The sequence below is a fragment of the Lentibacillus sp. L22 genome, from assembly GCF_040812445.1.
In the GTDB taxonomy this organism is placed as follows: Bacteria; Bacillota; Bacilli; order Bacillales; family Amphibacillaceae; genus Lentibacillus_C; species Lentibacillus_C daqui.
This window is the reverse complement of sequence record NZ_JBFNXI010000033.1, coordinates 25,151-37,913: the sequence shown is the minus strand read 5'-3', so window position 1 is coordinate 37,913 and position 12,763 is coordinate 25,151. Positions and strand designations below refer to the sequence as shown.

Annotated in this window: 12 protein-coding genes; 5 read left to right on the top strand and 7 right to left on the bottom strand. The window is 41.2% G+C overall.

Annotated elements, in window-relative coordinates:
• Positions 1-67: 67 nt before the first annotated feature.
• Positions 68-373: a YtxH domain-containing protein gene (locus ABRT01_RS13390; protein ID WP_269410110.1), complete on the bottom strand. Its 306-nt coding sequence runs from the start codon at positions 371-373 to the stop codon at positions 68-70.
• A 331-nt stretch (positions 374-704) separates the two neighbouring features.
• Positions 705-1,229, bottom strand: coding sequence for a transcription repressor NadR (locus tag ABRT01_RS13385; RefSeq protein ID WP_269410111.1), 525 nt, complete (start codon positions 1,227-1,229; stop codon positions 705-707).
• 159 nt (positions 1,230-1,388) lie between these two features.
• On the opposite strand from ABRT01_RS13385, the gene ABRT01_RS13380 reads away from it, so the two are divergent.
• Both ABRT01_RS13380 and ABRT01_RS13375 read left to right on the top strand, forming a co-directional pair.
• Complete coding sequence (locus ABRT01_RS13380) at positions 1,389-1,571, top strand: hypothetical protein (RefSeq protein WP_269410112.1); 183 nt, start codon at positions 1,389-1,391, stop codon at positions 1,569-1,571.
• A gap of 1 nt (position 1,572) precedes the next feature.
• A complete protein-coding gene (locus ABRT01_RS13375; protein ID WP_367747788.1) occupies positions 1,573-3,054 on the top strand; it encodes a sodium:solute symporter family protein in 1,482 nt (493 codons plus the stop codon).
• Positions 3,055-3,338: 284 nt separating this feature from the next.
• Here the strand turns inward: ABRT01_RS13375 and ald are convergent, their stop codons facing one another.
• The 4 genes from ald to ABRT01_RS13355 form a co-directional block, all read right to left on the bottom strand.
• Positions 3,339-4,466: an alanine dehydrogenase gene (gene ald, locus ABRT01_RS13370; RefSeq protein WP_269412601.1), complete on the bottom strand. Its 1,128-nt coding sequence runs from the start codon at positions 4,464-4,466 to the stop codon at positions 3,339-3,341.
• A 114-nt stretch (positions 4,467-4,580) separates the two neighbouring features.
• Positions 4,581-5,822: a PucR family transcriptional regulator gene (locus ABRT01_RS13365; protein WP_269410114.1), complete on the bottom strand. Its 1,242-nt coding sequence runs from the start codon at positions 5,820-5,822 to the stop codon at positions 4,581-4,583.
• Between the two features lie 198 nt (positions 5,823-6,020).
• Positions 6,021-7,016, bottom strand: a complete 996-nt coding sequence (locus ABRT01_RS13360; RefSeq protein WP_269410115.1) for a glutaminase — start codon at positions 7,014-7,016, stop codon at positions 6,021-6,023.
• A gap of 408 nt (positions 7,017-7,424) precedes the next feature.
• The gene (locus tag ABRT01_RS13355; RefSeq protein WP_269410116.1) at positions 7,425-8,165 is read right to left on the bottom strand and encodes a CAP domain-containing protein; all 741 of its coding nucleotides are present in this window, start codon (positions 8,163-8,165) and stop codon (positions 7,425-7,427) included.
• Between the two features lie 442 nt (positions 8,166-8,607).
• On the opposite strand from ABRT01_RS13355, the gene mreBH reads away from it, so the two are divergent.
• Entirely contained in the window at positions 8,608-9,615 is a 1,008-nt protein-coding gene (gene mreBH / locus ABRT01_RS13350) for a rod-share determining protein MreBH (RefSeq protein WP_269410117.1), read from the top strand.
• A gap of 101 nt (positions 9,616-9,716) precedes the next feature.
• Here mreBH and ABRT01_RS13345 read toward each other — a convergent pair whose 3' ends face one another.
• Positions 9,717-9,887: a hypothetical protein gene (locus ABRT01_RS13345; protein ID WP_367747782.1), complete on the bottom strand. Its 171-nt coding sequence runs from the start codon at positions 9,885-9,887 to the stop codon at positions 9,717-9,719.
• Positions 9,888-10,290: 403 nt separating this feature from the next.
• On the opposite strand from ABRT01_RS13345, the gene ABRT01_RS13340 reads away from it, so the two are divergent.
• Entirely contained in the window at positions 10,291-11,448 is a 1,158-nt protein-coding gene (locus ABRT01_RS13340) for a CaiB/BaiF CoA transferase family protein (protein ID WP_367747779.1), read from the top strand.
• Positions 11,449-11,464: 16 nt separating this feature from the next.
• Positions 11,465-12,667 carry an acyl-CoA dehydrogenase family protein gene (locus tag ABRT01_RS13335; RefSeq protein WP_367747776.1) on the top strand — a complete coding sequence of 401 codons (1,203 nt, stop codon included), beginning with the start codon at positions 11,465-11,467 and terminating at the stop codon, positions 12,665-12,667.
• Positions 12,668-12,763: the final 96 nt, after the last annotated feature.

Sequence of the window (12,763 nt, the reverse complement as noted above, 5' to 3'; positions counted from 1 at the left end):
CGGTGCTCAAAGCTACGCCGCCTAGAACTTCTCGGTCCTTTTTATCCTCCTTTTTGAACACGCACTATTACATGGTTGAATTTATTTCTTTCGGCTCATCCTTCTTAGTAATTTTATCCAGCGTATCTTCCACCTGTTCCAACGCATTAATCGCATTATCTGCATTTTCATTAAACTTTTGACTGAACTGGTTGCAAGCACTCTGCACATTGCGAATGGCATCAGTTGGATGTTTTAAATAATAGCTGGTCGTACCTTTTGCTTGTTGCAGCCGTTGTTTGGTGTAGCTTCTTGTCTCTTTATCATATAATGAGGCTAATCCACCTGCCACAGCACCTAATAGCATACCTAAGTATAATTTTTGTTTGCTCATTACTATCTCTCCTTGTTTTCAGTACTACTTGATCTATACTGATTGTACCAAGCTTGCGCTGCTTTTTAAATGAAAAATCCTATACTGCTGATCTTTTCTATTTTGGTCATCTAACAGCAGATTATCACGTACCCGTACCATTATAACCGATTTTTCATTATCTGTGGAAAAATAGCCCTTGATTATATGTTAACTATCTATACCCGGGTAATGACAATCTGAAACCTGGGATGGATGAAAAGACGATCCAAACCAAGCTGGATAAGGTGAAACTTCCTTTATGGATCGCACAACTATCCTTTTATACACGCTCTTTTTTTTAAAAAAACTGCTACTCCAATAAATAACCGGAATTCCTTAATGCAGCTTTTGCCTCTTCCAATTGTTTCTCTGTTTCCGCTTCAAGCGTATGCAAATGAACACCGCCCGTAAGCTGGGATAATAGTGATGCCCCTTGGTTCAATTTAGCAAGGAACGCATCCACATCCCTCCTGTTCTTTAGCATCAATGAACCAGTAATATCGCCATAAATTGGATGTTCCACCATCACGTTTTTAACCGTAACACCATAATCAACCAATGTATATAATTCATCAGCTGTGTCCTTGGCGGTATGGCGAACAGCAATCACCGCTGTACATAAAGCAGTATCCGCTGGTTCATGAAAATAAACATATCCCCGGGATGTAGCAATGATTGGTTCACCAGCAGCCTTTAAAAGAGAGACATCCTGCACAATCACTTGTCTGCTCACATTTGTTTTTTTTGCCAATACTTTTCCCGACAGCGGCTGATCGCTTTCCTTTAGCCATGATAATATCAACTGTCGTCTTTCTTCACCAAAAATTTTATCCAAATCAAAGACCCCCACAAACTAATTACTATCAGTATACCAAATCCATCTGACAAACCTGTCATCATTCATCTTTTAAAAATATAGGTTGCGTTTCTATCTCCATTGTGTAAACATATGTGTAAAGACACATGTAAAATATAAAGGGAGGCTGACGTAGAAATGAACAGGGCAAAATCCTTGTGGGGAGCACTCATTGTTGTATTGGTCTTGGCAGCATATATTTTGCCGTATACCGTTCTGTCAAGCGTTGACGCATGGTATGGAAGTTTTCTAATCTGGGGAGTTATCGGCGTTCTCATTATTGTAGCAAATGTCATGGTTACTAAGGACTGGAGGGAGTAAATTGCAAGCAAATTTTGTTTATATTGGCATTTTTATTTATATCATTCTAGCATTAGCGGTTGCTTTTTGGGCACGACACGGTGTCCGCACAAATATGTCCAGCTATTTTATTGGCGGGCGGAATATGAATGGTATTCTATCAGCACTAAGTTACAGTGCCACGACGTATAGTGCCTTTATGCTGGTTGGACTAGCCGGATTGACTTATCAAGGTGGCGTTGGAGCGCTTGGATTTGAGATTGTCTATTTCACAGGTGTATCACTTGTTGCCTTATTTGGCCCCCGCTTTTGGCTCGCCGGGAAAAAATTCGGCTATGTGTCTCCAGCAGAAATGGTAGGCGATCGGTATCAGAGCAAACCTGTTGCCAGCGTCATTTCTATTATTAGTTGTTTATTTTTAATCCCATATTGTGCTGTCCAGCTTGCTGGTGTTGGATATCTGTTACAAGGGATTACGAATAATGCGATACCATTTACGACTGGTGTTGTGATCGCAACAGTTTTAGCTATATTATTCTCCTATACTGCCGGCATTTATTCGGTTGTCTGGACGGATTCATTACAGGCGATAATCATGATTATCACAGCAACCCTTGTTGTTTTGCTGGTTGTGCATCATTTGGGCGGGTTTGGGGTATTTTTTGACACGTTACAAATCAATCACCCGCAAGCTTTATCCGTACCAGGGAATGGCTATTTTAGTTTTGCCACGTTTGTGAGTTTAACACTGCCATGGTTTTTCTTTAGTTTGTCCAATCCACAAGTCAGTCAGCGCTTGTTCATGCCCGCTTCATTAAAAGGATTGCGACAAATGCTGATTGGTTTTTTAGTATTCGGATTTATTTATACATTTGTATCGGTATTGTGGGGATTTTCGGCATTGCAAATGTTTCCGGATCTGACAACAGCGGACTTGGCTACACCGAAATTGCTGTCATCCGAGTTGGTACCACCTATCCTCGGCGTGATCGTAATGGTCGGTATTTTGGCCGCAGCTGTTTCCACCATTGATTCGATCATGCTGACATTATCATCGATGTTTGCCAAGGATGTCTACGGAAATGTAAAACAGCATGCATCAGATGCCAAACAATTGCGGATCGGGAAAATCGTTATTCCGATCATTGCGATCCTGGCATTTGCCTTTGCTGAATTACAGCTTAACTTGATTGCAGTATTATCTGTCGCAGCATCATCCGGGTTAATTGTAACGGTTCCTGCTTTTATTGGTACATTTTTTTGGAAACGAGGAACGGCTACAGGGGTTATTACCAGCGTATTGTTGGGCGCCATTCTAGTGCTGCTGATGGAATTTGCCGGGTGGACGCCCTTGGGGTTTGGCTCTGGTGTCTGGGGACTAGTCATGTCGGCCATCCTGTTTACCGGAATAAGCCTCATCACCACAGCACCTTTAGCAAAAGCAGAACAATTTATCAACATTACGAAAAACAAAGAAATCAGACAGCACAAACAAGTATCTTAGCTGAGGCAAAATGAGGTTCTGCTATTCCTATTTTTATAGTGCATAGGGTAGATGGAGATTTAAGCAGGCTAGTGTTCGATTCATTTCTAGCTTGATCGATTTGGCGTCGGGTTCGATCGATTTTAGCGTGCACTCGATCGATTTTGCGCCCAGCTCGATCGATTTCCACTACTTGAGAAAACATCATTCAACACAAAAGGTACCCTTCTTATAGATGAAGAAGGGTACCTTTTCTGGAAAGCGTGGTAAATTAACACAGTCGTCACATATATTATGTGCTTCAATCAGACAGAAAATGCTGCCATTGCATCTTCCACGGAAACATAATCAAATCCCAGATCATGGGCAACAGCTTCATAGGTTACGTTGCCATTGAGTACGTTTACACCTGTTTTAATTGGTTCGCTATCTTTAACCGCTTGTAAAACTCCTTTTTTGGCAATTTGTACAGCATATGGAACGGTTACGTTGTTTAAACCAATCGTGGCAGTACGTGGAACAGCACCAGGAATATTAGCAACCGCGTAATGAAGTACACCATGTTTCTCATAAATTGGGTCATCATGTGTTGTTGGATGATCAACCGTTTCAAAGTTACCGCCTTGATCAATTGCCACGTCTACAATAACAGATCCTGGTTGCATTGATTTCACCATTTCTTCGGTAACGAGTTTAGGCGCTCTTGCACCCGGAATTAACACAGAGCCAACGACCAAATCAGATTCTTTTACAGCTTCGGCAATATTAAGCGGGTTGGACATTAGTGTTTGCACATCATTACCAAAAATATCATCAAGCTGGCGCAAACGTGCAGGATTAAGGTCAACGACGGAGACATCCGCACCTAAGCCAAGCGCGATTTTTGCTGCATTTGCCCCGACTACTCCACCACCAATAATAGTGACTTTTCCCCGTTTCACGCCAGGAATACCACTTAAAACAATCCCTTTTCCGCCTTGTGATTTTTCCAAATACTGCGCACCAAGCTGAACTGACATACGGCCGGCAACTTCACTCATTGGCGTAAGTAATGGCAAGGTATTGTTCACTGTAATGGTTTCATAAGCGATTGCTGTTACCTCATTTTCAACCAGCGCCTTTGTAAGTTCCGGTTCATTCGCCAGGTGGAGGTACGTAAATAAAATTAATCCTTTGCGAAAATATTTATATTCAGATGCAAGCGGTTCTTTCACTTTCATGATCATATCCGCTTTTTCCCAAACATCTGAAGCATTTTTAACAATTTCAGCACCAGCTTGTTTATATTCTTCATCGGTGAAACTGCTTCCTGATCCAGCGTTTGTCTCAATCAAAACCGTTTGACCAGCATTGACTAAATGGATAACCCCAGCCGGTGTCATCGCAACACGATTTTCATTATTTTTGATTTCTTTTGGAACCCCAATAATCATCATTATCATCTCCTCATCTTAAGTAACTTCTACAACCATTGTAATCCCTTTCACGAATAGAATCCTTATCGCAAAAAATGAAAATACTTCTTTTCGTTTGTGTAAAAACACAAATCACATATCGTCAAAACTTTCTATCAGCAAATCAATATATGCTGTTACCTTCAAATGTGCATTTTTTAAATTTATTCCACTTACTTCTTCAATGCGCTTTAAACGGTAGTTCATAGTATTCGCGTGAATGAACATTTTTTTGGCAGCCTGATTCACATTACTATCACATTCCAGATAAATTTTTAACGTGGGTAACAGTTCTGTATGATGTTTCTTATCGTATGCCTTTAACTTCTCCAAGCTTTCGTTTTCATAATGCATTTGCTGTCTTTTATTACGAAGTTCTTCAATAAATTGATAAATGCCGAGATCCTGATACGAATAAATTCCCTCCAATGTATCCGGAAATTTATCTTTCAATTCCATCACCTTTAACGCTTGTTTGTAGCTGTCGGTCATATTTATAGCAGAATGATAGATTAAACCTATGGAAGACTTCATACAGCAAATTTCCAACTGGGTATTCATTTTTTGTTGAAACGATTGAATAAATGCAATGATCAATTGTTTCATATGATCGACTTGTGCTCCTTGAACAAGTAAAATCAGTTGTTTTTGATCAAAAAGTCGTAAAACAATTTGTACTTTATTCAAGGTTTTCAGCAAATAATTTGCATGTCTTTCAATCGTCTCTGTTATATCATTTTTAAATTCAATGATAACAATTGCGAGATTACCATCCAATTGTATCCCGAGTTGCTCAGCCCGCTGTTTAATTTCACTTTCATTATCAATATCACCCATTAGCAGCTGCCAGAAAAAATTGTTATACGCATCCTCCCCCTTAATTTTCCTGGTTCGGGAATGCAGCATGAATTTTTTAACCAACTTGGCAGCTTCGGTTAATAATTGCAATTTATTGTCTGATAGTGCTTTATCGTTCGTATGCGCCCAAATAAATCCGAGTATTTCATTATTTTTGCGAATGGATACAGCGATACGATTACCAAGACCAACTTCCTCGATTGCCGGAATAGCTATTGGCTCATCACTTTCGAACAATTTGTGCATAATACCATTTTTCCAAAGGCTGTTAATCACCTTATCCGGTACCTTTCTGCTCATAATCGTTGAGATTCTTGCTTCATCAATATTTTCACTATGCTTACTGTATGAAATCAAATGATGATTAGAATCTTCTATTGTAATGGGGCATTCCAAAATTTCTGCAATGTAATCGGCCAATTGGTCTGCAGATTGAAAATCCTCGTTAAAATTGGTTGAGGATAGTGAATCTCGCATCGGGGAACACTCCAATTCATGTGTACTAATACGAGTTTATTATGATTTGTGTGTTTTTACAAATATAAAGTAAATGCTTTTGTAAAGTTAACAAATACTTATAGGTATGATCGACGTCAGGTGAAAAGCATATTGAAAAAAGCATCTATTACACGAGCTGGCTACTGTTTCCTATCTTCGCCTTATTAGGGGATCTCCCTAAAACACGCTGAGATCCCATTGTTTGGCTATGTGTCTTAACAGGCGGATACCGGCGATACTATTGCCTTTCTCGTCTAATGCCGGTCCGAACACGCCGATGCCACATCCGTCCATGAATGGCAAAATTTCTTCACGTACCCGTGGTGGTGCAACAGCAAGAATCCCCCCTGAAACACCACTTTTGGCTGGGATACCTACATATGTTGCGAATTTTCCAGAGTCATTGTACATCCCGCACGTCAGCATCAACGCTTTTGCGATACGTGCTACCTGACGTGGGATGATTTCTTCCCCTGTTTTTGGATCCTCACCATCACACGCCAGGATCAAACCAATCTTCGCCAAATCATCAACGGTTACTTCGATGGAACATTGCTTGAAATAAGTTTCTAATGTAATATTCAAATCCGATTCCAGAAACCCGGTTTCCAGCAAATAATAACCGATTGCCCGGTTACGCATCGATGAATCCCGCTCTGATTCATAAACATCCACATTTATCGACGGGCGGTAGCCAAGCATGGTTTCCATTAATTCAATAACGGGTTGCAGTTTCTCATCTGAAGTCCTTCCCGCCAACATGGATGTCACGGTAATCGCCCCCGCATTTATGAATGGATTAAATGGCTTCTCCACCTTGCGCATTTCCAGATGCATAATCGAATTAAAAGCCTCCCCGGTTGGCTCGACATCAACTCGATCAAGCATATAACCAACCCCGCGTTCGATACAGGCTACGATAAAACTGAAAACCTTTGAGACACTTTGCAATGTAAATGGAACATCCACATCACCAGAACGAATCTGCATATCATTTTTTCCAATAATTGATATTCCCAGATACTCCTGTTTCGCTTCAGCCAAAATCGGGATATATGAAGCAACTTCACCATCACCCGTATGTTTTCGATAAAAGGATACCCAATCATCAACATAATTGGTTAACCATTCCTGTGTTTGTTCCGTATTCCAATTTGCTGCGCCTTGCACCATGTATACTCACCTCACGACTTGTTGATCTGATGTTACTATTATATTCCATCCAGCCAGGTATTCTCCTTAGAAGATGATACTTTGGCAACTTGCGTCCAATCTTGCACTCCACTATACATACCACTCCAGATAAACTGTTAAACTTGCGCACGGTTTTCATTTAATATGTATGTCGGTTTTAGTATGCCTCGGGTGTGAACAGTTTATCGGCGACTTCACACTATTTATCAGCGATTCCGATCAGTTTATCGGCGGTTTTTCACTTTTTATCGGCGAATCCCAAAAATTAGGGCAGTTATTGTAGCTGGATTGGAAAAAGACAAGATTAACTTTAGCGCAAGGCGAATGAAACTGTCCATAAAAAAGGGACTAGCCATTGTACAGCCAGTCCCTTTTTCCAAACCCTGTTTATTTTCCAATGAATTCTTGTGTCCAGTAGTTTCCGTTTTCTACATGACCAACGCCAATGTGGGTAAAGTCAGGATTTAAAATGTTGGCACGGTGGCCTTCACTATTCATCCAACCATTAACTACTTCTTCTGGTGATTTTTGACCTTTGGCAATGTTTTCACCAGCAGTTTTGTAGCTGATACCGTACGACTTCATCATGTCAAATGGTGAGCCATAGTTCGGGCTGTTATGTGAGAAGTAATTGTTGGCACTCATATCACGAGATTTTTCATGAGCTACTTTACTCAATTCCGTGTCTGCTTTCAGTGGTGACAATCCCTGTTTTTGACGTTCCTGGTTGGTTAAGTCAACTACTTGTTGTTCAAATTGACTTAATCCCTGCGCTTGTCCATCGTCTTTGCTTTCTTGTTTATCGGCAGCCGGCTTGTCTGCGGGTGCTTCGGAATTTTCCGTTTGTGCTGGTTGTTGCTCCGTTTGTTGAGCCTGATCTTCATTTTCTGTCTGTTGCGGCTGATCTTGTTTTGGCTGATCAGCTTGTTGTTTTTGATTATCACCCTGTTGGTTCGAATTAATATGACAATGGTTCAAATAATTGTTTAATAGATTGTGAGAACCATTCACTGTATATGTTTGATTTGTTGAATGATCAGTACCAGCTGATGCATCAACCGATGATAATGCTCCGCCAAAAACCAGAGCTGTTGTTATTGCAGTGGCAATGCCAAATTTTTTCCACATGTTGTACACTCTCCCTTTGCGTTTTTGTTTTTGCAAAATCATCATAGCATGGGTTTTTTGTAATAATGCTGGGAGTGCCTGCCAACTACGATAAATGAGAGATAGATTTTTAATGCAAGTCCAATATTTCCCTAGAATACAAGATATCCGGTGGTACCTGATTACGGGCATACAGGAAAATGTTCAATCCAAAGGGAAAAATTACATAAAAACAACCATTGACATATGCAAATTTTCCAAGTTCTTGTTACAAAAAGTAAAATGTTGTAACGTTATTGTTACTTGCCTTTCATTAAATATAGTAATCTGGTTTAAAATTTTATTTTTGGGTGCAAAAACGCTAGATAACAATATATGTAAAGTAGTGACTTACCCCCAGAAATTATGGTATGGTATAGAAAATATATAATTAGAAGTCTGTCATTATTGGAGGAAGTATATCATGTTATCTAATGCAGAGATTGGAATAGATTTGGGCACGGCCAATATATTAATTTATTCAAAGTCAAAAGGTGTTGTTCTGAACGAGCCATCTGTTGTGGCGATTGATATTAATACGAAAAATGTTGTTGCAGTTGGTGCTGAGGCGAAAGAAATGGTTGGGAAAACTCCACAAAATATTGTCCCGATCCGACCATTAAAAGACGGTGTTATCGCGGATTATGATGTAACCGCCCAAATGCTTAAAGAGCTTTTAAAGAAGGTTAGCAAAAAAATGGGACATTCGATGCGGAAACCAACGATCGTTGTGTGCACCCCATCCGGAAGTACGACGGTTGAGCGCCGTGCCATTCATAATGCGGTCACAAGCTATGGGGCGAAAAACGTCCATTTAATTGAAGAACCAGTTGCAGCTGCGATCGGCGCTGATTTACCGGTTGAGGAACCAGTTGCCAATGTTGTCGTTGATATTGGCGGTGGTACATCTGAAGTAGGCATCATTTCATTTGGCGGCGTGGTATCTTGTAATTCAATTCGCACCGGTGGCGACAAAATGGATGAGGAAATCACGCAATACATTCGCAAAAACTATAACATTTTAATCGGTGAACGTACCGCTGAAAATGTCAAAATGGAAATCGGTTATGCTTATCCAGACCATAAAGAGGAAACAATGGATGTTCGTGGACGTGATATGGTTACTGGCCTGCCGAAAACAGTGACCGTTTCCTCCTTTGAAATTCACAACGCGTTAAAAGAATCTCTGGACCAAATATTGGAAGCCATCCGGGCAACCCTGGAAAGCTGCCCTCCAGAATTAAGTGGTGATATTGTCGATCACGGTATCGTATTAACTGGTGGTGGCGCCCTTTTGAACGGTATGAAAGAATGGCTGGCAAACGAAATCATTGTCCCTGTTCATATCGCACCAAACCCACTCGAATCCGTCGCAATCGGCACCGGCCGCGCATTGAAAATGATTACCAAATTACAAAAAGCTGCAAAATAATAGTGATACGGTCGTGAACTCATTATGGTACACGGCCTTTATTATTTTTATGGATTAAATGCCTGAATGTAACTTGGGTTAATGCCCTATAGCAGCTGATATTACAGATGTGGCGGTTGATTCACTTGTTTGATCACCACACCCGTTTGGTCGATATTACGCCACACCCGGTTGATACTCTCCTCTATTTGGTTGATATTCCGGTCGATTCGGTTGATATCCGTGCCCATTGGGTTGATATGTTGCCATTTGCGGTTGATATAGCTACTCATTTGGTTGATACCCCCTATTTACGGTTGATATCCAAGCATAATTGATTGATATTCAAGTTCGTAGGTTGATGCAACATTCGGCCATATCCCCTCTATTTCCAACACACGCAAAAATTTTCCGATAAAATAACACAAAAACATTTACAAATTATTCTGAATAGACTACAATGGAGTGTAGATGAATCATGTAAAAAACGCTAGCACGTTTAGGACGCATGATCTCTATAAAACTTACATCCTATAATAAATAGGAAACCGAATGTCACGTATAAATACTGCCTAATCTGTTTACAGCTCCACCCCAGTGCTGTTCCAAAGATATGATCCAGTTCCGATTGAGTTACAGCGCAAACTGTAGTCAATTTGAATTGGCTTTTTTACATGAATAGAAAGGAGTGATGATATGTCAGGGGCGCTTGAAAATGTCAAAGTTCTTGATTTGTCCCGTGTGTTGGCCGGTCCGTATTGTACGATGATCCTCGGTGATATGGGTGCAGAAGTCATCAAGGTAGAAGCACCCGGCGGAAGTGATGAGACGCGTAAATGGGGACCACCATTTAAAAACGGCGTCAGTGCCTATTATTTGTGTGCCAATCGCAATAAAAAAAGTATTACCGTTGACCTGAAATCTGCGGAAGGAATTGAGATTATTAAAAAACTCGTTTCTGAAAGCGATGTCATCATTAACAATTTTAAAGCCGGGACGATGGAGCGGTTCGGACTTGACTATGAAACGCTTGCCGCCATTAATCCGGGAATTGTCTATTGTTCGATTACTGGATTTGGTGAAACTGGTCCTAACAAAGATATGCCCGGCTATGACTTTATTATTCAGGCAATGAGCGGATTAATGAGTATTACCGGTGATGCGGATTCCGGTCCACAAAAAGTCGGCGTTGCGATTACCGATATTTTGACCGGGCTATATGCCTGTATCGGAATTCAGGGTGCACTCCTTGAGCGGAACCAATCGGGTAAAGGCCAGAAATTGGATTTATCCCTTTATGATTCAGCAACCAGTGCGTTAGTCAATATTGGCAGCAATTATTTGATGTCTGGGAAGATCCCACAAAGACTTGGTAACCATCATGCCAATATTGTTCCCTACCAAACATTTAAAACAGCAGATGGGGAAATGGTTATTGCCGTTGGGAATGATAACCAGTTTAAAAAATTATGCCAACTAATGGGAAAACCGGAATTCATGGAGGTAGAGCGTTTCCAGACGAATCCAAGCCGGGTTGAACACCGCGATGAATTGGTGCCATTACTTCAGGAAGTTTTTTTAACCAAATCAACAGCGTATTGGCAGGAACAATGCAAGCAAAACAAGATTCCATGCGGGCCGATTTATGATCTTGCTGAAGTAACCAATGATCCGCAGCTGCGGGCAAGAAATATGTTTATCGCTTGTGAGCATCCAATTGCTGGTAACGTAAAAATGATTGGCAGTCCATTAAAATTTTCCCGTACACCAGTAGAAGTCAGGCATCATCCACCAGATGCCGGTGAACATACCGATGAAATACTAGCGAACTTAGGATTCACGAAATCAAATTAATGTAGGAGTGATTAGCATGAACTTTGAATTCTCAGAAGAACAGGAATTACTTAGAACAACCGTCCGAAATTTTGTCGATAAAGAAATCATGCCATATGTTGCGGATTGGGATCGGGATGGAAAATTTGACCCATCCATTATGCAGCGCTTAGCCGATCTTGGTCTGATGGGGGTTTGTATTCCGGAACAATATGGTGGCAGTGGCATGGACTATAACGCACTGGCCATTGTGTGTGAAGAATTGGAACGCGGAGATACTGCCTTTCGTACCGCTGTTTCCGTGCATACCGGTCTAAATAGCATGTCCCTATTGCAATGGGGAAATGAAGAACAAAAACAAAAATATTTGGTACCCCAGGCAAAAGGCGAAAAAGTAGGAGCATTCGGTTTAACGGAACCTGGTGCTGGCTCAGATGTGGCCTCTCTACAGACAACTGCAGTCAAAGATGGCGATTACTATGTCCTAAACGGCCAGAAAACGTGGATCTCGCTTTGTGACACGGCTGACCATTTTCTTGTGTTCGCTTATACCGATAAATCAAAAAAACACCATGGCATTTCCGCGTTTATTGTGGAACGGTCATGGGATGGATTTTCGTCTAAGGCGATCAAAGGTAAACACGGCATCCGCTCCGGGAATACGGGAGAATTATTCTTTGATAATGTGAAAGTGCCTAAAGAAAATTTACTTGGTGAAGAAGGAGAAGGATTCAAAATTGCCATGGCATCATTGGATAATGGCCGCTTCACGGTAGCTGCCGGTGCAGTTGGTCAAATCATGGCCTGCCTGGAAGCAAGCGTCAACTATTGCCACGAACGTAAAACATTTGGCAAAGAAATCGGCCGTCACCAGCTTGTGCAGCAAATGGTTGCCAAGATGGAGGCTGGCTTGCAAATGAGCCGTTTACTCGTTTATCGTGCAGGAGAACTAAAAAATCAGGGTAAGCGAAACACCCGCGAAACGTCACTCGCCAAATGGCAGGCATGCGATTTTGCCAACAAAGCTGCTGATGATGCCGTACAAATTCATGGCGCTTATGGGTATTCCGATGAATATCCAGTTGAGCGCTATTTAAGAAATTCTAAAGCACCGGTTATCTATGAAGGAACGCGTGAAATTCATACCGTTATGCAGGCTGAATATGTCTTAGGCTATCGGAAAGATAAACCGCTGAATCACATGTTGCCGGCCTGGGACAAAGAATTGGTATCGAAATAGGGGGTATGGAGTAGGTTTGACAGGGACATGGGGACGGTTCTTTTGTCCCAAAATTTCACATGGAAGAAAAAGGTGGGACGAGGAGCCTGTCCCCTT